This window comes from Nocardia sp. NPDC052001 (genome assembly GCF_040680615.1).
GTDB lineage: Bacteria > Actinomycetota > Actinomycetes > Mycobacteriales > Mycobacteriaceae > Nocardia.
The window spans coordinates 1,471,925-1,495,100 of record NZ_JBFAXC010000002.1; the positions used below are offsets into that span (position 1 = coordinate 1,471,925).

The window sequence follows — 23,176 nt, forward strand, 5'->3', positions numbered from 1 at the left end:
TCAGATCCCCTTCCGGATCAGCGTCAGCGGCCGATCGGTCGAATTCGCCGTCGGCGCGAAGGTGCGGACGTGCGGTGCGCGCGGCTCGACGGTGCAGCGCTCCACCACCCAGCCCGCCGGAACGCCGATGGCGCAAATGCCGTGCCCGTTCGCCATATTCGGTCCGAAGCCGGACTCCAGCTCCTGTGCGGCGACCCTCACGCGGTCCCCTTACCCGACAGCGCCTCGGCGACCAGCAGCAGCGCGGAGTGATCCAGCGAGCCGTGGCCCATGGCGCGGGCGGCGGCGATGAGCTGGGCGGTGAGCGCGCCCATCGGGATGGCGACCTCGGCCTGGCGGGCGGCGGCCAGGATGATGCCCATATCCTTGTGGTGCAGATCGATGCGGAAGCCCGGCTGGAAGCTGCGCTCCAGCATGGTCTTTCGCTTCAGTTCCAGAATCTTGCTGCCCGCCAGGCCACCGGCCAGCACGTCCAGGCCCGCCTCGGCGTTCGCGCCCAGGTTCTCCATGAGCAGGATGGCCTCGGCGACCAGGGCGTAGGTGCCGCCGACCACCAGCTGGTTGGCGGCCTTCACGACCTGGCCCGCGCCATTGGGGCCGACCAGGGCGATGGTCTTGCCTACCGCCTCGAAAACCGCTCGGGCGGAATCGAAGTCATCGCGGGAGCCGCCGACCATGATGGACAGGGCGGCGTTCTTGGCACCGGGCTCGCCACCGCTCACGGGGGCGTCCAGCACACGCAGCCCCTTCTTCGCGCCTTCGGTGGCGGTCCACTCCGAGGTGCGCGGGGTGATGGTGGAGAAGTCGATGTAGAGCGTGCCGGGCGCGGCATGCTCGAGCACCTCGGCGAACACCGATTCCACATGCTCGTCCTGCGGCAGCATGGTGATGACGATGTCCTTGTCGCGCACCGTCTCCGCGGCGTCCGTGCCCGCTTTGCCGCCGGCGGCGGTGAGCCGTTCGACGGCGGCGGCGCTGTGGTCGTAGCCGGTGACGTCGTGACCGGCCTTGACCAGGTGTCCGGCCATGGGGCCGCCCATGATGCCGAGGCCGACGAATCCGATGGTGCTCATTTGATCCACTCCCAGTTCAGTTCGGGGTCTTTGTATTCCAGGCCGATGTAGCCGTCGTAACCGCTCGCGTCCAGTGCCGCGAACAGCTCGGCGAAGTCGAGTGCGCCGGTGCCGGGGCGTCCGCGCCCGGGTGAATCGGCGATCTGGACGTGGCCGATATCGCCGCCGTAGGTGTCGATGACGGCGGGCAGGTTCTCGCCCATGCGGGCCAGGTGGTACAGGTCGCAGAGGAACCGCACATTGGGTTCGCCGACGGCCTCGATGATCCGCACCGCGTGCGCGGCCGAGACGATCGGATAGTCCTGCGACTCATAGGCATTGAGCGCCTCGAGCAGTACCGTCGCACCGATGCGCTGCGCGGCGACGGCGGCCAGGCGCAGGTTCTCCAGCGCCAGCTCGTCCTGCTTCTCCGGATTCTCGGCGGCGATCCTGTTGCCGTACAGCGCGTTCAGCGCCTTGCATCCGGTGCGCTCGGCGATGCCGATCACGATGTCGATATTGTCCCGGAACCTGGTCTCCTGCCCGGGGACCGAGACCAGGCCCCGGCCCGCCGGAATCAGATCGATGAAGTTCAGGCCGACGAGCTGTACCCCGGCGTCCTCGATAGAGGCGACGAAGGCGTCGATATCGGCGTCGGCGGGCGTGGGATCCGCGCCGAACGGCCACCAGAATTCCACCGCGTCGAATCCGGCCGCCTTGGCCGCCGCCGCACGCTCGAGCAGCGGCAGATCGGTGAACAGGATGGAGCAGTTGACGTCGTATTTCCGGAGCGCGCCCCCGGCGGTGTATTTCATCGGGTTCCTTCGCGATAGGTCGACCAGCTGCCGAATTCGGTGATGTCGATCAGCTGCGGGTACGAGACGGGCGGGCGGCGCAGCAGCATGGCCAGCACCGAGCGATGGTCGTCGAGTTCGATCACGCCGAGTTCGAGCTCGGGCGGTTCGGCCGGGAGCAGACTCTTGCGCAATACCTCCATCGAGACTTCGAAGAGTTCGCCCGCGATGGGCGCGCCGCCGTCGGGGACGGGGTGCAGGCCCGGGAAGCGGTCACCGATGGAGTAGAAGCGGTACTGCGGCGCGGTGGTCACCTCACCGGCGAACGGTGCGCCGTCGAGCAGGTGATTCAGGGGTCCGCCGCGCATGGCTCCCCCGTTCAAGAAGATCAAAGGCATTGGGGTCTATCCTTTTTCGGTCATTTCGAGGGGGTTCCAGCGCATCCGGGATGTGGATGTCGGGGACGGGGACGGTGTCGCGGTGTATGGGTCCACCGCTCACGCCCAGGGGGATTCCGGAGCCGCCGCGGCGCACGGCCACGATTTCGGCGGCGATGGAGACCGCGGTCTCCTCGGGGGTGCGCCCGCCCAGATCGAGTCCGATCGGTGAGCGCAACCGGGCCAGTTCGGCTTCGGTCATACCGTTCGCCCGCAGGCGGGCGAGCCGGTCGTCATGGGTGCGCCGCGAGCCCATGGCTCCGACGAAGGCCACCGGCAGGCGTAGCGCCACTTCCAGCAGCGGCACATCGAATTTGGCGTCATGGGTGAGCACGCACAGCACGGTGCGGGCATCGACGCGAGTGTTCGCGAGGTAGGTGTTCGGCCATTCGACCACGACCTCATCGGCTTCGGGAAACCTTGCGGGCGTGGCGAATACGGGCCTGGCATCGCAGACAGTGACGTGGTAGCCGAGGAATTTGCCGATGCGGGCGACCGCGGCGGCGAAATCGATGGCCCCGAACACGATCATGCGCGGCGGCGGTACCTCGGATTCCACGAAGACGGTGGATTCGGCTGTGTCACAACCGATGACGCGGATTCCGGTCGCGCCGGTATCGAGCATGGCTCGTGCCTCGGCCACGACGTTCTCGTCGAAGGTGGCCCCGACGGTCCACCACGATCCCAGGGCCATGGCGGCCCCGGTGTTCAAGTCGCGGACCAGTGCGACGGGCTCCTCGGAACGCAGGAGTGCTTCGAAGGCGGTGCGATTGGCCGCCGTGACCGGCTGCACGAACACCTCGATGGTGCCGCCGCAGGTCAATCCGACCGCGAAGGCGTCGGAATCGCTGTACCCGAACGTTTCCCGCACGGGTTCGCCGGTGCGCAACGACTCGCGGCACAGCTCGTAGACCGCGCCCTCGACGCATCCGCCGGAAATGCTCCCGACGACAACGCCTTCGGTGTTCACCGCGAGGGCCGCGCCCACCGGCCGGGGCGCACTGCCGCCGATGCCGATGATCGAGGCGACGGCGTAATCCTGCTGCGCCGCATGCCAGGTCAAGAGTTGTGCCGCGATGTCGCGCATATCAGCCTCCCAGGGCCAGTTCGATGGCGTTGATGCCGAAGTAGGCGGCGAAGACCACGCTCACCACGGCTACCAGCCAATGGATTTCACTGAACTTGCCGCGCGCCGCCTTGATCACCACGTACGAGATGAGGCCGGCGCCGACGCCATTGGTGATCGAGTAGGTGAAGGGCATGAGCGCGATGGTCACGAAGGCCGGGACCGCGATCTCCAGATCGGTCCAGTCGATCTTGCGGGCCTGGGTCATCATGAGCGCGCCCACCAGCACCAGGGCCGGAGCCGCGGCCTGGATCGGCACCACCGCCGCGAGCGGGGTGAAGAACACCGCCGCGGCGAACAAACCGCCCGTCACCACGCTGGTGAGTCCGGTACGAGCGCCCTCACCGACGCCCGTCGCGGATTCCACGTACACCGTGCTGCCCGCACCACCGCTGACGCCGCCGATCACCTGGGCGATACCGTCGACGGTCAGGATCTTGCCGATCCCGGGCATGGTGCCCTTCTCATCGAGCAGCTTGGCCTCGTCACAGACGCCGAAAACCGTTCCCATGGCATCGAAGAAGCCGGTCAGCACCAGCGTGAACAGCACCACGCTCGCCACCAGGCCACCCGCCCGGGCGAATCCGCCGAACAGGTCGATATTGAGCATGAGTCCGAAATCCGGTGTGGCGAACAGGGACTCGGGCCGCTCGGGCACGACGGTCCCCCACTCCTTCGGATCGATGGTGGCGATGGCGTTGATCACGATCGCCAGCAGCGTCGATATCGCGATGCTGATCAGGATCGCGCCGGGCACCTTGCGGACGTACAGCGCCAGCATGAGCAGCAGCCCGACCGCGAAAACCACCACGGGCCAACCCTGTAGATGTCCGTCGACCCCGAGCGTGACCGGCGGGCCGCCGGGCGCACCGTGCCCGACCACCCCGGAGGAGACCAGGCCGATCATGGCGATGAACATGCCGATGCCGACGCCGATGGCGTTCTTGAGCGCCGTCGGAATGGCGTTGATGATCATGGTTCGCAGGCCGGTGGCGGCCATGATCACGATGATCACGCCCATCAGCACGACCAGGCCCATGGTCTGCGGCCAGGTCATATGCGGGGCGGCCTGGAAGGCGACCACCGGGACCACCCCGAGACCGGCCGCCAGGGCCAGTGGTACGTTGCCGACCAATCCCATCAGGACCGTGGAGAGTCCGGCGGAGAACGCCGTGGCCGTGGTGAGCTGGGCGATGCTCAGATGGTTGCCGTCGATATCGGTGACCCCGCCGAGAATCAGCGGGACGAGCAGGATAACGTAGGCCATGGCGACGAATGTGGTGATTCCGCCGCGGATTTCGCGTGAGACAGTGGTATGTCGTTCACTCAACTTGAAGAACCGGTCGAGTGCCGAACCCCGGGCGATTGTGGTGGTCGCCGTGGGGGTCGGATCTTGGATTTGGGTCATGGCATGCCCTCCTGTTGGGCGTAGCCGACCTACGGTCCGGGATTCATCGCCTCCGGACCGCGGATTCGGTTGCTGCGTTGTGGAGTCCCTACCGGGTGAGATCCGGTCTGCCCCTGTTGATCAACTGCCCCGGATGATGTCTTCCGGTCGTACCGGTACGCGGGTGATGTGCCCGGTACCGCCCTGCTTGCGGCAGGCGTCGCGAATGGCTGCGGCGATCGCGGGTGTCGAGGAGAGGGTGGGTGGTTCCCCCGCACCGCGTAACCCGTAGGGGGCGTGCGGATCCGGATTCTCCAGAATTTCCAGCCGCTGCGGGGGTGTGTCGAGAATGGTGGGGATCAGATAGTCCGTGAAGGACGGGTTCCGCACCTTGCCATTGCTTACCTGGATTTCCTCCATCACCGCCAGACCCAGTCCTTGAATCGATCCGCCGTGGATCTGGCCCTCGAGGGACAGGCGGTTCATGATCTTGCCAACGTCCTGGACCGCGTCCAGGGCAACGACTTTCACCAATCCGAGTTCGACATCGACATCGACCACGGCCCGGTGCACGCAGACCGCGAGCTGGGTGTGGCTATTGCCCTGTCCGGTCACCGGATCCATACCCGTGGTGGGCTTGTGGTGGTATTCCCTTGTCTCCTCGATGATTTCGTCGCCGAGCACATCGGCGATGGCCGCGAGCACCTCACCGGTGCCCGCCACGACCTTGCCGCCGATGAGTTGCAGACCGCGATGCGCGCCGTGCCTGCCCTGCGCGAGAGCGAGTACGCGCTGGCGCACCGCCCCGCACGCGGCCTTCACCGCACCGCCGGTCATATAGGTCTGCCGCGACGCCGACGAGGAGCCCGAATCGCCGACTCCGTTATCGGCCGGATGGATCACCACCCGTTCGATGCCGAGTTCGGTGCGCGCGATCTGCGCTTCGACGGTGACCAGACCCTGACCGACCTCGGCCGCCGCGGTGTGCACCATGGCGACCGGTTCGCCGCCGATGACCTCCAGGCGGACCCGGGCGGTGGACAGATCGTCGAAACCCTCGGAGAAGCAGATGTTCTTGATGCCGACGCCGTAGCCGACCCCGCGCATCACGCCCTCACCGTGGGTGGTCTGCGACGCACCGCCGGGGAGATTGCGAATATCGCTGGCGTCCATGGCATCCGGGAGCGGCATCTCACTGAGGGTGGTGAGCATTTCCTTCAGCGGTGTGGGCGCGTGCACGATCTGACCGGTGGCCAGCTTCGACCCCTGCGAGACGACATTGAGCTGGCGCACCCGCACCGGATCCATATCCAGGGCCTCGGCGAGCTTGTCCATCATCGACTCGTGCGCGAAGCACGCCTGCACCGCGCCGAAACCGCGCATGGCGCCGCAGGGCGGGTTGTTGGTGTACACCCCGTAGGCGTCGATCTCGATGTGCGGGATTTCGTATGGTCCTACAGCCAGCGATGAGGCATTGCCGGTCACGTTCAAGGTCGCGGAGGTGTACGCGCCACCGTCCAGGACGATGAGAACCTTGGCGTAGGTGAGCTTTCCGGCGGCGGTGGCCCCGAATTCGTAGAGCATCTTCGCCGGATGGCGATGCACATGCCCGAAGAAGGATTCCTCGCGGTTGTACATCATCTTGATCGGCTTACCGGTGTGCATGGCCAGCATGCCCGCGTGGATCTGCATGGACAGGTCCTCGCGGCCGCCGAACGCACCGCCGATACCGGCCATGGTCATGCGGATCTGATCATCGGCCAGGCCCAGGCACGGCCCGATCTGCGAGAGATCGTTATGCATCCACTGGGTGGCGACGTAGAAGTCGAGTCCGCCGTCCTCGGCCGGAATCACCATGCCGGATTCGGGTCCCAGGAACGCCTGGTCCTGAATGCCGACCTCGAACTCCTCCTCGACCACCACCGCGGCCAGCGCCCGGCCCACGGTGATATCGCCGACCCGCACCGGCTGATGCCGGGCGATACCGCCGCGCTCCTGCACCTTGAGCTTGGTCGGCGCCGACAGCACCGCCATGGGATCGGTGATCGGCTCGAGCACCTCCCAGTCGATATCGATGAGAGCCAGTGCGCGCCGGGCGATCTCGGGATGATCGGCCGCGACCAGGGCGATGGGCTCACCGTGATGGCGCACCTCGCCGATCGCCAGGACCGGCTGATCCCAGGTGTGGTCCAGGCCGTACACCTTGCGGCCCGGCACATCCTCGTGGGTGAGCACGGCGTGCACACCGGTCAGCGCCAGCGCCGGAGCGATATTGATGCGCTTGATAATGGCCCGGGGATGCGGGCTGCGCAGGGTCGCGCCCCACAGCATGCCGTCGATCCACAGATCCGAGGCATAGGCGAACTCGCCCTTGACCTTCAGCGTGCCGTCCGGTCGCAGCGGGCTGTCGCCGACGCCGCCGCGACCGGGGGCCGCCACCTCGCCCGGGAACCGGGTGGTGCGTGCGGTGGTCATCGGCCACCCTCCTGACGCAGCAGGCGCTTGCGGGCGAGCACGCCCGCGCGGCCGACCTGATCGTGCGGCAGCGTGCGCAGTTCGTCGTTCCGCACGACGGTGCGGCCGCCGACGAGCAGCCGGGCCAGCGGCGGGGTGGGGCCGAAGACCAAGGCGCACACCGGATCCGCGACCGCGGCGCGGAAACCGTCGACGCGCCACATGGCGATATCGGCGAGCTTGCCGGGTTCGAGGCTGCCGATCTCGTTCTGGCGGCCCAGGTTTCGAGCACCGCCGAGGGTGCCCATTTCCAGGGCCTGGCGGGCGGTGAGGGCCTTGGGACCGTGCACGGCACGCTGGAACAGCATGGCCTGGCGCATTTCGCCTGCCATCGAGGTCAATTCGCTCGAGGCCGCGCCGTCCACGCCCAGGCCGACCGGAGCGCCGGCGGCGAGCAGATCCGAGACGCGGGCGATGCCCGCGCCGAGCCGGGCATTGGAGCTCGGGCAGTGCGCCGAACCGGTACCGGTTTCGGCGAAGCGGCGGATATCGGAATCGTGCAGGTGCACCGCGTGTGCGAACCACACGTCATCGCCGAGCCAGCCCAGCTTCTCCATGTATTCGACCGGGGTGCACCCCATCTGCTCGACGCAGTGCTCTTCCTCGTCGAGGGTTTCGGCCAGGTGGGTGTGCAGGCGTACGCCCTTGGCGCGGGCCAGCTCGGCCGCGTCGATCATCAGGCCCTCGCTCACCGAGAACGGCGAGCAGGGCGCGACGGCCACGCGCAGCATGGAATCGAAGGAGGCGTCGTGATAGCGATCGATGATCTCCGCGGTGTTCAGCAGGATCTCTTCGCGGTTCTCGACCACCTCGTCCGGCGGCAGTCCGCCCTGGGACTGCCCGCGATCCATGGAACCGCGGCACGGGTGGAAGCGCAGGCCGATCTCGCGGGCCGCCATCACCTCGGCTTCGAACAGATCACCGCGCCCCTTGGGGAATACGTAGTGATGATCGCTCGAGGTGGTGCAGCCGGTCAGCGCCAGCCAGCCCAAACCGGCTGTGGCGGCGCCGTATACGACATCGGCGTCCATACCCGCCCAGGTGCGGTAGAGCCCGGTGAGCCATTCGAACAGCGTCGAATCCTGGAACAGGCCCTGGGTGGCCCACTGGTAGAGGTGGTGGTGGGTGTTCACCAGGCCCGGGGTTACCAGGCAGCCGGTGCCGGAGACGCGTTCGGCGCCCACCACCGTCGGCGCCGGTCCGGCGCCGAGGGCTTCGATGCGGCCATTGTCGATGATGAGGTATCCGGATTCGATCTCATCACCGACGACCGGTGCGATGTAGGCATTCTCGATGACGATCTTGCCCGCATCGGGTAGGGAAAAGTTCGTAGTGGTCACTGGGCGACCGCCTTTCGCTGTGCCGCCAGGCGCACGGCGTCCAGGATCTTCTCGTATCCGGTGCAGCGGCACAGGTTTCCGGCCAGCGCCTCACGGATCTCCACATCGGAGGGATCCGGATTGCGCTCGATCAGATCGTGCGCCTGCACGATGAGACCCGGTGTGCAGAAACCGCATTGCACCGCGCCCGCCTCGACGAACGCCTGCTGCATGGGATCGAGGCGATCGCCCTCGGCCAAACCCTCCACGGTGCGCACCGAGCGCCCGTGCACCTGACCGGCGGCCACCAGACACGAACAGACCGGCGTGCCATCCAAATAGACCGTGCAGGAACCACATTCGCCCTGCTCGCAGGCATTCTTGGAACCGGGGAGCCCGGCCCGCTCACGCAGCAGGTACAGCAGGCTCTCCCCCTCCCAGACGTCGTCGACGTTCTCCGGGGTGCCATTGACGGTGAAACTCACGCGCATCAGGCGGCCCTCCTCTCCGCTGTGTAGTCGTTCCAGGCCCAGCCGAGGCTGCGGCGGGCCATGACAGAAAGCGCGTGCTTGCGGTAGTCCGCGGTGCCGCGCACATCGTCGATGGGTTTGGCGGCGGCGGCCACCAGGGTGCCGAACTCGCGCAGCAGGCTGTCGCTCAACGGTCGCGGGTTCTCCCAGGGCAGTTGTGCCGCAAGGAAATCCTGGGCGTCATGCGCCCGCAGCGGGGTCGGCCCGGCCGAGCCGATACCGGTGCCGACGGTCCGGGTGTCCGGATGCAGGGCGATACCGAAGGAGCAGACCGCGATGACCATGGCATTGCGGGTGCCGACCTTGGTGAAGTACTGCGGGCCGGTGGCGGGCCGCAGCCAGATGGCGCGAATCAGTTCATCGGGCTCGAGCGCGTTCTTCTTGACCCAGACGTAGAAATCGTCGATCGGGATCATCCGGGTGCCGCGCGCGGCGGACTCCACCTCGACGGTCGCGTTCGCGGCCAGCAGGGCCGGATGCGCGTCACCGGCGGGTGAGGCGCCGCCGAGATTGCCGCCCACGGTGCCGCGATTGCGAATCTGCGGGGAGCCGACGGTGCGCGAGGCCTGCGCCAAACCGGGCAGCCGATCGCCGAGACGGCGAATGATGCGCTCGTACGGCACACCCGAACCGATGCGCAACCGGGCATCCGCGGTTTCCTCGTAGTCGAAGAGTTCGCGGCACGGGTTCAGATCGAGCAGTGCGCCCGGGCGATGGCGGTCGAAGTTCAGTTCGACCATCACATCGGTGCCGCCCTGAATCGGCACGGCGTCGGGGCGCTCGGCGCGGAGCGCGAGTGCGTCCGCCCAGCTCTCGGGTCGTAGGAAATCCATTGCGTTACTCCGATTTCAGGACCAGGCCGGTCCGGCGGGAGGCACTTCGCGCACCACGGTGCCCTCGATGAGCCCGTACGGGCGATCGGCGGCCCAGTACACCTCGTTGTCATTGACCAGGCCGAACGGCGACAGGTCGACCTCGAAGTGATGCTTGTTGGGCAGCACCAGCTTGACCTCGGCGATATCGGGGCAGGTCTCGAGCACCCGCTCCCCCATCTCGAACAGGGTCTGCTGCAGCGACAGGCTGTGAGTGTCCGCGAAAGCCTGGAGCAGACAACGCTTCACGACCTCGTAGGACTTATCCCATTCGACGTTCTCACCGCTGTGCCGCCACTGCGCGTTCACCTCGGTGGCCAGCACGCGCTCGCGGGTCTCGCGCAGCGTGGTGTAGCGATCCTTGATGAAGCCGTGGAATTCGGATTTGGTGGTGTTCAGGACGGTCAGATCCTTGAGACCGCTCACCACCCAGGCCCGGCGGCCGTCGTAATGCACCAGCGCGGTGCGGGTTTCGCGGCCCGAGCGCACGAACGAATGCGGATGGCTGTTGAGCCCCACCACATTTCGCTCCCACTCGTATTCCTCGAGCTCCACCCGGGAGTGCTCGATGGAGGGCTGCGAATCGACGAAGTGCCGGGCCAGCTTCAGGCCGAAATCCTCCGGGGAGGCGATGCCGTGCTGTTTGGCGAAGGCGAACACCGTGTTCTTCTGTGTATCGGTGGGCAGCACGGTGGCGTTGTCTCCGGTCAGGTGCACCTGCTCCATATCGCCCGACAGCGCGACGCTGACATTGAGATCGCGGATCTGGTGTTTGGTCCCGTTCTTTTCGACCCGGACGACGCGGGTCTCCGCCTTGCCATAGCGGTTGGGACCGAGCTTGATCGACATTGTCAGCTACCTCGATACGTGGAGAAGGAATAGGGGCTCAGCAGCAGCGGCACGTGATAGTGCTGCGCCGGATCGGTGACGGTGAACGCGATGGTCACCTCGGGATAGAACGGGCTCAGGTCGCCGGTGTCGAAGATGAGCCGGTGCACCCCGGGTTCGGGGGCGGGCAGATCCTTGATGCGGCCGTCGGCGTCGGTTTTCCCCTGCGCGAGCAGCGTGCCGTCGGCGGCTTCCAGCCGAACCGACACGCCGTCCGCGGGGCGACCGGTGGCCGCGTTCAGCACATGAGTGGAGAGACTCATATCAACCCCAGCAGCTTGCGCAACCGCAGCCGGGTGATGGCGGCCAATTCGGCTCGCACCACCGCGCGTTCGGCCTCCACCGAATTGCCCAGCCGGCGCTCCAGCTCCGCGAGCATCTCCTCGGCGGTGCGGCCGGTGGCGCGAATCAGGAAGACATGACCGAAGTGGTTCTCGTAGGCCACATTCCGATCCGCGAGCAGAGCGCGCACCCGCTCGGAGGCGACGGCCGCACCGGACTGTTCATCCTGCGACCACCGCGCCTCACGCTGTGCGACCTCCCCTGAAACACCTTCGGCACGTGGGGTTTCCGCGCGCTCGCCGATGCGGGGGTGCGCCCCGAGGGCTTCCTCGATATCCGTCCAGTCGAGGGCGTCCAGGCCCCAGAGCGCGGCCTGCATGAGGCTGGACTCATCGATGTACGGCCGTCCGACCACCATCTTCCGAGCCCATTCCCGCGAGGCGCAGCAGCTGAGCAGCTGGGCCTCGGCCTCTTCCAGGGGCAGCGACCCGAGCCATTCCAGGCGACCCGACATCCGACCTCCATCCATTGGCGACTTGCCCGGTAAGTACAACCCTCGGGCGGCGCCGGCGGCAGGGACGAGACCTCCGAATCTGTGGTCCAGTTCACAACACGGGTTTTGTAGATACATCCAAGCCGGTAACCCGGAGGTCATTGGCTGTTAGCGTGGGCAATCATGCGGTTGCGTTCTCTGCTCGCCCTCACCGAAGCCGGTCTGGAACTCGTCACCGGGGAAGACGAACTCGAAAGGTTCGTTCGCTGGGTGGTTACTACAGACATGCTCGACCCTAGCCGGTACCTCTCCGGCGGGGAACTGGTCCTCACCGGACTGCAATTCCGGCGCGATCCCGCCGATACCGAGGCGTTCATCGCCGCACTGGCCCGGGCCAAGGTCGCGGCGGTGGCGGCGGGTGACGCCAAATACGGTGAACCACCCGCGGATCTGGTGGAAGCGTGCCGCCGCCATCGGGTTCCGCTGTTCCGGGTGCCCGAGCACATTGCCTTCGCGACCGTCACCGAACAGGTCAATCGCAATCTGTCGACCGGGCGCGCGGCCGATCTCGCCGCGATTCTGGACCGGCATCGCCAGCTCGTCTCCGGCGGCGGGCTCGATTCGGTGCTCGAACTCATCCATCGCAATCTGGGCACGCCGTGCTGGGTGGTGTCCTCCACCGGGCGGGTGGTGGCCGGACCGCAGCAGCCGCTGTCTGCGCAGGTCCAGGCCGCGTGCCTCTCGGCCCAGCGACTACCGGCGACTAGTTCGCTGGACGGTAGCTTATTCTCTCTTTTCGCGGTCGACGCGGACGGCACCTCGCGGGTCGCGGACTGGTTCATGGTGTTCGAGAGCGACTACAAGGACTGGCCGGAAGAGCACCGCGCCATCATCGGCGAACTCGCCGCAGTCGTCGCGCTCGAGCGTGTCCGACAAGACGACCGGCAGAACGCGGAGGGGCGGCTGGCCCAGGAACTCATCGAACTGGTGGTCTCGGACGCGAAACCGGCCGAGATCGTGTCCCGGCTCGAACTCACCGGACTGGCGCTGTCCGAGCGCTATCTCGCGGTGGCCGCCACCGCGGACTCTGGTGCGGTGCGGCCCAGGGAATTACGGTCGCTATTGCGCGAAATCCTCTACGGCAGAAGCCCGGCCGCGGGTGTGATCGACGGTGAGGCCATCGCGCTGGTGCCGATCGGCGATGACGACAACCTCGACGATCGCATTCAGCGGGCCGTGGAGGCGCTCGAACCCGGCTTGCAGGGCAGCCGCCTGGCCGTCGGCATCAGCGGCGGCGTGGACGGTGAAAGTCTGCGCGGCGCAGTCGAAGAAGCGCGCTATGCCCGGCGTATGGCCGCCGAGCGCAATCAGCCCACCAGCGTGGTGCGCCATGACGAACTCGCCACCCATATGCTGCTGCTGGCCAGCGTGCCCGATGAGGTGCGGCGCATGTTCCGGGTGCGGCTGCTGGATCCGCTCGCGGTCTACGACCGGGACAATCGCGCCGATCTGGTGCACACCCTGGAGACCTTCCTCCAGGTCTCGGGCTCCTGGTCCAAATGCGCCGAACTGCTGCACGTGCACGTGAATACGCTGCGCTATCGCGTGCAGCGGATCGAGGAGCTCACCGATCGCGATCTGTCCCGGCTCGAGGATCGGGTCGACTTCTTCCTGGCACTGGCGCTGCGCTGATCAGCCCCGCGCCGGGTTCACCGGCGAATTCACCCGGCCGTAGTGCGGGTGCCAACCGCGTCTGACACAGTCGGGGCCATGACTCGACGCACCCGTGGACTCTGCGGGGTCCTGTTCAGCGTGCTGCTGGTGGCCGGATGCGGCAGCGGCGGCGATAGCCCCGCGCCCACCGGCTCCGGTGTGGCGCAGGTGGTTTCGACCGCGGAACTGCCCGCCGCACAGCCCGGAGAAGTGCATCTGTTCGGGTTCAACGACCTGCACGGCAATCTGCAACCGCCGACGGGCGGCAACGGGCAGGTCGGCAGCGTGCAGGCAGGTGGCGCGGCCTATCTGGCGGCGCATCTGGCGAAATTGAAGGCGGCGTATCCGGCCAGTGCCATCCTCGCCGCCGGTGACGATGTCGGGGCCAGCCCGCTCATCTCCGCGCTCTTCCACGATGAGCCGACCATCGACTTCATGAATGCGATCGGGGTGTCCGCTTCCTCGGTCGGCAATCACGAATTCGACCACGGTGTCGTCGAATTGGCGCGGCTGCAACAGGGCGGTTGTGCCCTGGACGGCTGTGTACCCGGCGATGCGTTCACCGGGGCCAAGTTCGCCTATCTGGCCGCCAATGTCACCGACGCGAATGGCAAGCTGCCGAACGGATTGCGGCCCTGGACCATGCTGGAGTTGGGCGGGCACAAGATCGGCGTGGTCGGCACCGTTACCGCCGATACCGCGAATATCGTTCTGCCCGAAGGCATTCGCGGCTACACCTTCGGCAATGAGGCCGATGCCATCAACAAATACGTGCCGGAGATGAAGGCCACGGGCGCGGAGACCGTCGTGGCGCTGCTGCACGACGGCGGCGCGCAGCGCACCAAGGGCGCGCCCCTGGACTACAACGGGTGCGCCGATATCACCCCGGCGGTCACCGATCTGGCCACCCGCACCGATGCCGCGGTCAAGGTCATGCTCACCGCGCACACGCATCAGCCGTACAACTGCACCATCAACGGCAAGGTGGTCACCCAGGCATACTCCTACGGCCGCCTGATCACCGATGTCACGCTGCGGTTCCACGACGGCACGGTCGACGCCAAGGCCGTCAATCGTGTTGTCACCCGTGATATCACGCCGGATCCGGCCGCGACGCAGCTGGTCGATTTCTTCGCGGCACAGGCCAAACCACTCGCCGAACGCGTGATCGGCACCGCCACGGCCGCATTGGCCGCCGATCCGGCCCCGGCGGGTGACTCCCCCCTCGGTGATCTGCTGGCCGACACCATGCTCGAGGCCGCGGCCCCCGCCGGAGCCGTTGCCGCCGTGATGAATCCGGGCGGCGTGCGCGCGGGCCTGCCCTCCGGTCCGATCACCTACGAACGCGCCTACACGGTCCAGCCCTTCGGCAATCAGGTCGTCACCGTCAGCCTGACCGGTCAGCAGATCATCGAACTGCTCGAACAGCAGTGGGATAACGTCAGCAAGCCCGCGGTGCTGTCGATCGCGGGCGCGACCTACGCCTACTCCGACGCCGCCCCCAAAGGACACCGGGTCGTCGCCGACTCGGTCCGGATCGCCGGGCAACCACTCAACCCCGTTGCCTCCTACCGCATCTCGACCAACAACTTCCTAGCCTCCGGCGGCGACGGCTTCACCACCTTCACCCGCGCCACCGACCTCCAGGTGGGCCCCATCGACCTCGACGCCTTCGAGTCCTACCTGCGCGCACACGGTGCGGTGACCCCCGCGCCCTCTCGCATCGAACGCCGCTGACGGTCATTCCGGATCGGGCTCGGACCGTTCCTCTATCGGGAAAAGAATTGGGCTGAGCAGATATTGGCCGCGCTCGGGTGTGGGTGCATAGCCCAGCCGGGGCGCGATGACGCGCCGCAGCTCATCGATCAGCTCGAGCAGTTCGGCGGGGTCGAGCCATAGCGCATGCTGCCGGAAACCGACGAGATCGGTTGCCGGGTCCGCGTTCTCACGATCGAGGTAGGTGTTGAACTCGGCCATGAGCACCGCCATGGCGGTGGCGAAGATACCGCGCTGATCCTCGATCGTCAGCTCGGCAGTCTGGTCGATGACCGCCCGCTCCGGCCGCAGCCGATAGCGGCGTTCGACCGCGCCGCGCACCCGCCGCTCCTCGGCGACCTCCAGCACCCCCGCGTTCGCCAGCAGTTCGACATGCCGGTAGGCGGTCGCCTTCGAGACATCGGGCAGTCGGGCGCACAGTTCGGCGGTGGTCAGGACGCGGCCCCCGCGCATGGCGTGCACCATGCGCAACCGCACCGGATGGGCCAGCAGCTCGAAGGATTCCACTTCGCAACGATCTCACATCCTGCTATTGTTCTCAAAATATGAGAATGGTTGTTAGGGCGGGAACAATGGCAGGGACAGATCCGGCGGCGATCGCCACCACGGTGGCCGAACTCGCACGGGCGGAACACTTCACCGCGATCGAAGAACTCTTCGCACCGCGACTACGAGCGGTCGTCTCGGGTGAAACGGTTCGGGTGGGCTGGAATACCGAGATCGCCAGGATCGGAGCGGTACGCGAGATCGGGGCACCCGGCACCGAATCCATTGACGCCGAACTGGTTCGGGTGAGCGTGCCCGTCGAGTGTGAACGGGGCGGGCTAACGCTGATCGTCTCGGTCGACGGTGCGGGGCAACTGCACGGATTTCGGCTCGCGCCACCGGCGGGCAGCTGGACACCGCCCGACTATGCGACGCCCAAACGCTTTGCCGAGCACGAGATTACGGTGGGCGACGGGGTAACGGCCGTACCGGGGACGCTGACGCTGCCGCGCGGGAAAGGACCGTTTCCAGGGGCTGTGCTACTGGCTTCGGGGCCGACCGACCGCGATCAGACGGTTGGGCCGAATAAGCCGTTCAAGGATCTGGCGTGGGGGTTGGCCAGTCGCGGGATCGCGGTGCTGCGGTTCGACAAGGTGAACTACGTGCACGGGGACGTGGCGGGCGAACCGGAGTTCAGCATGGTGGCGGAGTATCTGCCCACGACCATCGCGGCGGTGCATGCGCTGCAACAGCATTCGAGGGTGGATTCGGAGCGGGTGTTCGTGGTGGGGCACAGCGGTGGCGGGAAGGCCGCACCCCGGGTCGGGGCGGCAGAGCCGTCCATCGCCGGGGTGGTGATCATGGCGGGAGATACGGTTCCGCTGCCGCGCGCCGCCGTCCGGGTGGCGAATTATCTTGCGGCACTGGATCCCGGGCCGCACACCACCGCCACTGTCGAGTCGATCGGCCGCCAGGCCGCGGCGGTCGAGAGTCCGCTGCTGTCCCCCGCGACGGCGACCTCGGAGCTGTTGTTCGGGTGGCCCGCCGCGTACTGGCTCGATCTGCGTGACTACGACCCCGTCGAAACCGCTGCGGCACTGGGTAAACCGGTGCTGGTCGTACAGGGCGGGCGCGATTATCAGGTCACGGTCGAGGATGATCTGGGCGGCTGGCGGTCCGGCCTGGCCGAACACGCCGACGCACAAATCAAGATCTATGACGCCGACGATCACCTGTTCTTTCCCGGTACCGGCCCCTCCACCCCTGCGGGCTATCAGGTTCCCAACCACCTCGACGCCGCCGTCGTCGCCGATATCGCCGACTGGCTCAACGGGGGCCGCCGCCCGGGCCCACTGGCCCGGCTGGCCCGGAAACTCGGGCGCTGAACGACAGCCCGCCGAAGCCACGGGCCGGGCGAGATGTTCCATATCGAATCCGGGGCGCTGCACCACGTGGAGAACATCGGTGAGACCGAGGCGGAATTCATCGTCGCCTTCCGGCATGAACGGCCCGAGGATTTCGGCTTCAGCGCCGCCCTGGGTGCCATGACCGATTCGGTACTGGGCAATACCTATGACCTGCCCGCCTCGGACTTCGCCCGGATTCGGCGGGACACCACGGCGAAACTGCTGGTGGCCCGCGAGGGCGATCCGGAGATTCCGGTCCGGGCGAGGTGTACTTCGTGCCGCGCGCCTACCCGCATCACATCGAGGTCATGGAATCGCCCGATATCCAGCTGCTCATCTTCTTAGACCAGCCCACACCCGGGGATATCGGATACCGCGCCTCGATGAGCGCCTATTCGCGCAAGGTGCTGGCCGCCACCTTCGGGGTGGCACTGGCCGACCTTCCCGACTTCCCGTTCACCCCGGAAGATCCGCTCATCGTCACCAGGAACAATCCGCTCGCACCCTAGGATCGCCCGTACGACACCCGGCGCGCCGGACCGCGCACGCTGCTACCGTCTGCGGCGTGAGCACAAGCCACGGTCCGCCGGATCCGAAATATGTTCGTTCTCAGCGCCTTTGGCGACTCATGCGCCGGGCCGCGTTCGCGGGTCTGGTGCTCGCGCTGCTCGCGGTGGTCGGATATTTCCTACAGGGAGCGCCGCAGACCGCCTGTTCCTGCGCGATCGTCGATCCCAACGCGGCCGTCACCGCCGCGCCCGGGGTATTCATCGGCACCCCGACCAGCGTGCTGCACGGCCGCGATTCGGATCTGTACGAATTCCAGGTGACCGAGGTCTTCCACGGTGAGGTGGGTTCGACCACCACCGTGGCCACCAGTTCCGGCAATGACTGCGCCGCCGGATTCACCATCGGCCGCCCGAGCATTCTGCTCGCCGCGACACCGCACGCCATGGGTGCGGACTGGCAGGCACACGGCTGCGGCCCCGATGTCAGCACCAACGAACTGCGGGCCGTCGCCCAGGCCACCTACGGTCAGGCGCACGCGCCCAGCGCGCCGGGCAGCGAGATCACCGCCTGGACGCGCTTCAACTACAAGGTGCCGCTCACATTGCAACTGCTGATTCTGGCCGCACTCGCCTGTGTCGGCTTGGCCGCCTACGCCACCCGCGTGCTGCATCGGCCCGAACCGCTCGACCCGGCCCCCGGGATCGGGGATACCATCGGCGGGTGAGCACCTACTGGCATCGCGTCACTCCGCCGCCGTCGCGCTGAGCGGGCGCACCGGCTGACTTTCGCCGCACGCTCCGGCTGACCCCAACGGGCAGCCCGGATTGTCGTGCGCCCGTTTTCGAATCCTTGCTCACCGCATTCGATGACGGAGTACACGACCATGTCAGAAGATTTGTCCACCCGCCTGTCCGCCTCGCGGCCGATACGGCGATCCAGCGGTTCCGGAACCGCGGCCATCCTGCTCGCGGCGGTGCTGTGGGGTAGCACCGGAACCGCCGCGTCCTTCGCGCCCGCCGGAGTGCCCGCGGGCGCGGTCGGAGCGGCGGGACTGCTGTTCGGCGGGCTGCTGCTGTGGCTCACCTCGCGAGGTAATCGGTTACCGCACAACAGGTTCGAATGGGGACTACTCGGCGTCGGCGCGATCGCCGTCGCGGTCTATCCGATCACCTTCTATCCCGCCGTCGCTCGCACCGGGGTGGCGGTGGCGACGGTGACCGCGCTGGGGAGCGCACCGGTATTCGCCGGACTGACGGCCTGGATCATCGGCCGGGGCAGACCGTCGGGCCGCTGGCTCATCGCCACCGTGCTCGCCGTAATCGGTTGTGCCGTACTGGTGCTGGGGCCGGAACTGACCGGTGCGGGTGCGCCGATCGATCCGATCGGCATCGCGCTGGCGGCCTGTGCCGGGTTCACCTACACCGTCTACTCGCTGGCGGGCGCGAAACTCATTGCGCGCGGGCATCCTTCGAACGCGGTCATGGGGACCATGTTCGGCCTGGCCGCGGTGCTGGTCGCACCTGTGGTCCTGCACGCCGGAATCGATTGGCTGGCAACACCGCGCGGTGCGCTCGTCACGCTGCACCTCGCGGTGTTCACCTGTTTCCTGGCCTATCGACTGTTCGGCTACGGCCTGCGGCACACCGGGGTCGAGACCGCGACCACGCTGACCCTGGCCGAACCGGCGGTGGCCGCGGTGCTGGGCGTCACCGTGGTGGGTGAGCGGCTGCCGCTGCCGTCCTGGTGCGGAATGGCCGTGCTGGCAGTGGGTTTGGCGGCGCTCACGCTGCCGTCACCGGTCCGGGCCGCTCCAGTTTGGAATGCTTTCGCGAATAGGCGAAATACACGATCAGGCCGACGACCAGCCAGATAGCGAAGCGCAGCCAGGTCTCCCACGGCAGCGACCAGATCAGATAGATCGAGAAGCCGATGCCGACCACCGGGACCACCGGCATGAGCGGCAGCCGGAATTCGCGCGGCTCCTCGGGGCGGGCGTAGCGCAGCACGATCACCGCGACGCTCACCACGATGAAGGCCATCAGAATGCCGATATTCGTCAGTTCCGCAACGGTATTGATCGGCAGCACACCCGCCAGGATCGCCGACCCGACACCCACGATCCAGGTGACCCGGGTCGGCACCTTGCGGGTGGGATGGGTTTTGGCGAACCAGCCGGGCAGCAGGCCGTCACGGCTCATGGCGTACCAGACGCGGGTGACGGCCAGCATGAACGCGAGCACCACCGTCGCGATGCCGACGATCGCGCCGACCGCGATGATATTCGCGATGCCCGGCAGCCCAACGGATTTGAAGGCGCTGGAGAATCCGCTGGTGGGGTTGATCTCGGTGTACTTCTGCATACCGGTCAGCACCAGGGTCGCCAGCACGTACAGCACCATGGCGATGGCCAAGGAATACAGGATCGCCTTGGGCAGATGCTTTTTCGCCTCGTGCGACTCCTCGGCGGCGGTGCTCATGGCGTCATAGCCGAAGACCGCGAAGAACACCGTGGCCGCGCCCGTCCACACCGCGGCATGCCCGTACGGGAAGTACGGCGTGTAATTCGAACTGTCGATATGGAATACGCCCAGGCCGATGATCAACAGCACCACCGCGACCTTGACGCCGACGAAGAAGGTCTCGAAGCGCCCGACGCTCTTGATCCCGCGCGTCAGCATGTACGCCGTGCCCAGGCAGAACAGCACCGCGAACACATCGATCACATGCCCGTCACCGGTGCCCGACGCGCCCAGCATCCAATCCGGCAGCGTTATCCCGATCTGATCGAGCAGGAAGTTGAAATATCCGGAGACGCCGATGGCGACCACCGCCGCCACGGCCGTGTACTCCAGCAGCAGATCCCAGCCGATGAACCAGCCGCCCAACTCCCCCAGCGCCACGTAGCCGTAGGTGTACGCCGATCCCGCCTTGGGCACCATGCCCGCGAATTCGGCGTAGCACAGCGCCGCACAGGCACTGGCCACACCGGCGATGAGGAATGAGATGAGCACCGCGGGTCCGGCCGTCTTATTCGCCACCGAGCCGGCGAGGGAGAAGATTCCGGCCCCGATGATCCCGCCCACCCCGATGGCGGTCAGCTGCCACAAACCCAGATGTCGCGCCAACTGCTGATCATCGGCCGTCTCGCCCTCGACCTCACCGATCGGTTTGCGCCGCACGATCTGACTACGCAATTCCGCAATGGACATACCGCGTCCTTCCGTCCCGCCGCGCCGACTTCGCGGCGCAGGCCCGACTCGTCCGAGATCAACCCATCCGATCACGGACCCCGGGCATTTGTCCGGATATCCGGCCGCTGTTATCGCCCGGTAACTACCCGCGCCGCATCACCGGTCGATAGCAGCCGCGATTCAGGGCCGATGTACAGCGCTGCGGATATGGTCGGCCTCGCTCCGGCTGCATCAAACCACCAGCGATGCGGGAGGCGGGCGGGACGATTCCCAAATCTGGTGGTACATCAGGCGAGTACGGCCGCCAGCTTCGCGTTGGGCGGTTGACACCCCCGGCCCGCCCGAGCAGAGTCATTCGGGCACAGGTGCTTTGGATGGGGGAACATATGCCGAGCAAGTTCGGGAACGCGCTGGTCACGGTCGCCATGCGGATATCGGCCTTCCTGGGGCCGAACACCATGCGCAGGATCGCCCGCTTCAACAAGTACGTGACGAATCCGGTGCAGCGGCTGTGGGCCCCGCACCTGCCCAATTACGCGATCGTCGAGCACACCGGGCGCAGCTCCGGTAAGACCTATCGCACGCCGGTTGTTGCGCTCATCGAAAACGGTGCGCTCGCGATAACGCTGAACTACGGGGCGAATTCGGACTGGGTGCGCAATATTCAGGCCGCGGGCTCGGCCGATGTCATCCACCGGGGCAGGCGCTACCGGATGACCGAACCGCGCATCACCCCCGCGGACTCCCCGCAATTGCCGCCGACCCTGCACGGAGTGCTCTCCCCCGTCGGCTGACGCCGATCACACCAGATTGATCGAATCGAGGAATCGAGCGCCCAGCGCGGCATCACCGTCGACGCTCACCTCGCAGTCGGTCCACGGGCGGCGCGTAGTGCTCCACAGCGGGAACTCCAGCGCGACGGCGCGAATGCGCGCGGCGGTCCCGGTCTCGTCACCGGGGGCGACCCGCAGCCGGTTCCGGGGCGCGGGCTCGATCCGCCAGGTTCCGCCGCCCGGACCCGAAAGAGTCAGCGCGACAGGCGCATCCAGCCATCGCAGCGGTGCGCGATGCGATTGTTCCAGGAGCGCGAGCAGCCAATCGAGAATGGCGGACATGCGGCGCGCGTCGGTCTCGGGCGCGGGATGTTCCAGTGCCGGTGCGATGTCATGCCGCAGATGGGTGTGCCAGTCGAAGACGTAGAGCGCCGGGAACAGCCGTAGCGGAAACCAGCCGAGTTCACCGACGCGCAGCGGGAGTCCGGCCACACCCGGTATGGTCGCCGCCGTCAGACCGGTGATGCCGCGCGCGCTCCAGATCTCGAAGTCGGCGAACGCCTGTTCCGGTGTGCCGGAGGCGTTTTCGGCGACCACCCGATCGTTGACGCGCTCGATCTGCCCCGTGGTCATGGCACGCAGCGCCGCCGGGGTGATCGCCGCGCGCACCGCACCCGTCATGTGCACCAGCACATCTCGCACGTTCCACCCGGCGGCCGCGCTGGGCGCGGCCCACTCCCCGGCGTCGAGCGCACGATAGAACTCGAGCACCGCGGACCGCTCGGTACGCAGCGCCGCCAGCGCATCGGCCCGGCTCAATCGCGAAGTAACCACGCCGTCAACACTGCCACGCTCAACTGTCAGTGAGCCAGCAGGGTGTTCAGTTCCGCTTCGAAGAGCAGGGCCGGATCGAAGCCCATCCCGGCGAAATGACCGGCCAATTCCAGGGACAGCACCCCGTGCATGCGGGTCCAGAACGACACCGCGCGATGCAGGGTCGCGACCGGAACCTCATGTCCGGCCGCCCACTCGCGATGGTTCTCGAGGTGGGCGTCGAACGGGGTGGCCGCGACGACGGACGGTTGCGCGGCGAATGCCTCGATCAGCACCGCCATGATCTCCGAGGAGATGGCGGTGGTGTCATCGGGCGCGTGATAGCCGGGCACCGGCGTTCCGTAGATCAGGAAGTAGCGCTGCGGATCCGCGAGCGCCCAGGCCCGGGTCGCGTGCGCGATCGCGGAAATGTCCGCGCCGGAATCGAATTCGGCGCGCAGGATGTCGGCGAGACTGCGGTAGGCGTCGCGGATGAGTTCGGTGATGAGGTCGTCGCGGCTGGCGAAATACCAGTACAGCGCCGGTCCGCTCATACCCACGCGCTTGGCGATCGCGTTCAGCGATAGCGCCGAGACGCCCGCGGTCGCGATCTGCTCGCGGGCGTGCTCCTTGATCTCCTCGCGCACCTGCGCCCGATAGCGCTCGCGGGAACCCGTCCGGTTCGGTGCCACGATCAGCCCTTTCGTCGCGGATCCCGCCATGCCGGGATCCGGTTAGAGCCTATCAGCATATTTACCTGAGCTCAGATTCCCGATTGACACTCAATGCGTTCACTTATAGCCTCTAAATAAAT

23 protein-coding genes and 1 pseudogene are annotated in these 23,176 nt (G+C 67.0%); 7 read left to right on the top strand and 17 right to left on the bottom strand.

Translation table 11 applies throughout. The features are described 5' to 3' along the window. From AB0L82_RS15145 to uraD, 13 genes are all read right to left on the bottom strand, one after another. Positions 1-201 (bottom strand): hypothetical protein, encoded by a 201-nt coding sequence (locus AB0L82_RS15145; protein WP_364635732.1) that lies wholly within the window; start codon positions 199-201, stop codon positions 1-3. Beyond that, positions 198-1,073: an NAD(P)-dependent oxidoreductase gene (locus tag AB0L82_RS15150; RefSeq protein ID WP_364635735.1), complete on the bottom strand. Its 876-nt coding sequence runs from the start codon at positions 1,071-1,073 to the stop codon at positions 198-200. Before AB0L82_RS15150 ends, AB0L82_RS15145 begins: the two co-directional genes overlap by 4 nt. Next, a complete protein-coding gene (locus AB0L82_RS15155) occupies positions 1,070-1,867 on the bottom strand; it encodes a TIM barrel protein (RefSeq protein ID WP_364635738.1) in 798 nt (265 codons plus the stop codon). Before AB0L82_RS15155 ends, AB0L82_RS15150 begins: the two co-directional genes overlap by 4 nt. Then, positions 1,864-2,244 (bottom strand): gamma-glutamylcyclotransferase, encoded by a 381-nt coding sequence (locus tag AB0L82_RS15160; RefSeq protein ID WP_364635741.1) that lies wholly within the window; start codon positions 2,242-2,244, stop codon positions 1,864-1,866. The genes AB0L82_RS15155 and AB0L82_RS15160 overlap by 4 nt, the downstream gene beginning before the upstream one ends. After that, positions 2,162-3,370: an XdhC/CoxI family protein gene (locus AB0L82_RS15165; RefSeq protein WP_364635744.1), complete on the bottom strand. Its 1,209-nt coding sequence runs from the start codon at positions 3,368-3,370 to the stop codon at positions 2,162-2,164. The genes AB0L82_RS15160 and AB0L82_RS15165 overlap by 83 nt, the downstream gene beginning before the upstream one ends. Before the next feature lies 1 nt (position 3,371). After that, positions 3,372-4,817, bottom strand: coding sequence for an NCS2 family permease (locus AB0L82_RS15170; RefSeq protein ID WP_364635747.1), 1,446 nt, complete (start codon positions 4,815-4,817; stop codon positions 3,372-3,374). 120 nt (positions 4,818-4,937) lie between these two features. Next, on the bottom strand, positions 4,938-7,271 hold the full coding sequence (locus AB0L82_RS15175) for a molybdopterin cofactor-binding domain-containing protein (RefSeq protein ID WP_364635749.1): 2,334 nt from the start codon (positions 7,269-7,271) through the stop codon (positions 4,938-4,940). After that, positions 7,268-8,650 carry an 8-oxoguanine deaminase gene (locus tag AB0L82_RS15180; RefSeq protein ID WP_364635752.1) on the bottom strand — a complete coding sequence of 461 codons (1,383 nt, stop codon included), beginning with the start codon at positions 8,648-8,650 and terminating at the stop codon, positions 7,268-7,270. The genes AB0L82_RS15175 and AB0L82_RS15180 overlap by 4 nt, the downstream gene beginning before the upstream one ends. Next, the gene (locus tag AB0L82_RS15185; protein ID WP_364635755.1) at positions 8,647-9,120 is read right to left on the bottom strand and encodes a (2Fe-2S)-binding protein; all 474 of its coding nucleotides are present in this window, start codon (positions 9,118-9,120) and stop codon (positions 8,647-8,649) included. The genes AB0L82_RS15180 and AB0L82_RS15185 overlap by 4 nt, the downstream gene beginning before the upstream one ends. After that, the gene (locus AB0L82_RS15190; protein WP_364635758.1) at positions 9,120-9,992 is read right to left on the bottom strand and encodes a xanthine dehydrogenase family protein subunit M; all 873 of its coding nucleotides are present in this window, start codon (positions 9,990-9,992) and stop codon (positions 9,120-9,122) included. The genes AB0L82_RS15185 and AB0L82_RS15190 overlap by 1 nt, the downstream gene beginning before the upstream one ends. A gap of 15 nt (positions 9,993-10,007) precedes the next feature. Continuing rightward, complete coding sequence (gene pucL / locus AB0L82_RS15195) at positions 10,008-10,880, bottom strand: factor-independent urate hydroxylase (RefSeq protein WP_364635760.1); 873 nt, start codon at positions 10,878-10,880, stop codon at positions 10,008-10,010. Positions 10,881-10,882: 2 nt separating this feature from the next. Next, positions 10,883-11,182, bottom strand: a complete 300-nt coding sequence (uraH, locus tag AB0L82_RS15200) for a hydroxyisourate hydrolase (protein WP_364635764.1) — start codon at positions 11,180-11,182, stop codon at positions 10,883-10,885. After that, complete coding sequence (uraD, locus tag AB0L82_RS15205) at positions 11,179-11,715, bottom strand: 2-oxo-4-hydroxy-4-carboxy-5-ureidoimidazoline decarboxylase (protein WP_364635767.1); 537 nt, start codon at positions 11,713-11,715, stop codon at positions 11,179-11,181. The genes uraH and uraD overlap by 4 nt, the downstream gene beginning before the upstream one ends. A gap of 162 nt (positions 11,716-11,877) precedes the next feature. Between uraD and AB0L82_RS15210 the strand changes: the two genes are divergently transcribed. Both AB0L82_RS15210 and AB0L82_RS15215 read left to right on the top strand, forming a co-directional pair. Further along, the gene (locus AB0L82_RS15210; RefSeq protein WP_364635770.1) at positions 11,878-13,386 is read left to right on the top strand and encodes a PucR family transcriptional regulator ligand-binding domain-containing protein; all 1,509 of its coding nucleotides are present in this window, start codon (positions 11,878-11,880) and stop codon (positions 13,384-13,386) included. 78 nt (positions 13,387-13,464) lie between these two features. Continuing rightward, on the top strand, positions 13,465-15,144 hold the full coding sequence (locus tag AB0L82_RS15215) for a 5'-nucleotidase C-terminal domain-containing protein (protein ID WP_364635773.1): 1,680 nt from the start codon (positions 13,465-13,467) through the stop codon (positions 15,142-15,144). A 3-nt stretch (positions 15,145-15,147) separates the two neighbouring features. Here the strand turns inward: AB0L82_RS15215 and AB0L82_RS15220 are convergent, their stop codons facing one another. After that, the gene (locus tag AB0L82_RS15220) at positions 15,148-15,690 is read right to left on the bottom strand and encodes a helix-turn-helix domain-containing protein (RefSeq protein ID WP_364635776.1); all 543 of its coding nucleotides are present in this window, start codon (positions 15,688-15,690) and stop codon (positions 15,148-15,150) included. A gap of 65 nt (positions 15,691-15,755) precedes the next feature. Here AB0L82_RS15220 and AB0L82_RS15225 point away from each other — a divergent pair, with 65 nt between their 5' ends. From AB0L82_RS15225 to AB0L82_RS15240, 4 genes and pseudogenes are all read left to right on the top strand, one after another. Then, positions 15,756-17,054: a hypothetical protein gene (locus tag AB0L82_RS15225; RefSeq protein ID WP_364635778.1), complete on the top strand. Its 1,299-nt coding sequence runs from the start codon at positions 15,756-15,758 to the stop codon at positions 17,052-17,054. A gap of 27 nt (positions 17,055-17,081) precedes the next feature. After that, a pseudogene (locus AB0L82_RS15230) lies at positions 17,082-17,584 on the top strand (cupin); the annotation flags it as partial. Positions 17,585-17,640: 56 nt separating this feature from the next. Then, complete coding sequence (locus tag AB0L82_RS15235) at positions 17,641-18,309, top strand: hypothetical protein (RefSeq protein ID WP_364635780.1); 669 nt, start codon at positions 17,641-17,643, stop codon at positions 18,307-18,309. 159 nt (positions 18,310-18,468) lie between these two features. Then, the gene (locus tag AB0L82_RS15240) at positions 18,469-19,458 is read left to right on the top strand and encodes an EamA family transporter (protein ID WP_364635783.1); all 990 of its coding nucleotides are present in this window, start codon (positions 18,469-18,471) and stop codon (positions 19,456-19,458) included. Here the strand turns inward: AB0L82_RS15240 and AB0L82_RS15245 are convergent. After that, on the bottom strand, positions 19,367-20,794 hold the full coding sequence (locus tag AB0L82_RS15245; RefSeq protein WP_364635786.1) for an amino acid permease: 1,428 nt from the start codon (positions 20,792-20,794) through the stop codon (positions 19,367-19,369). The genes AB0L82_RS15240 and AB0L82_RS15245 overlap by 92 nt on opposite strands. Positions 20,795-21,150: 356 nt before the next feature. Between AB0L82_RS15245 and AB0L82_RS15250 the strand changes: the two genes are divergently transcribed. Beyond that, entirely contained in the window at positions 21,151-21,570 is a 420-nt protein-coding gene (locus AB0L82_RS15250) for a nitroreductase family deazaflavin-dependent oxidoreductase (protein WP_364635789.1), read from the top strand. 6 nt (positions 21,571-21,576) lie between these two features. On the opposite strand, the gene AB0L82_RS15255 is transcribed toward AB0L82_RS15250, so the two are convergent. Together AB0L82_RS15255 and AB0L82_RS15260 are read right to left on the bottom strand one after the other, a co-directional pair. Beyond that, positions 21,577-22,383 carry a maleylpyruvate isomerase N-terminal domain-containing protein gene (locus AB0L82_RS15255; protein WP_364635791.1) on the bottom strand — a complete coding sequence of 269 codons (807 nt, stop codon included), beginning with the start codon at positions 22,381-22,383 and terminating at the stop codon, positions 21,577-21,579. Between the two features lie 26 nt (positions 22,384-22,409). Beyond that, the gene (locus tag AB0L82_RS15260) at positions 22,410-23,084 is read right to left on the bottom strand and encodes a TetR/AcrR family transcriptional regulator (protein ID WP_364635794.1); all 675 of its coding nucleotides are present in this window, start codon (positions 23,082-23,084) and stop codon (positions 22,410-22,412) included. Positions 23,085-23,176: the final 92 nt, after the last annotated feature.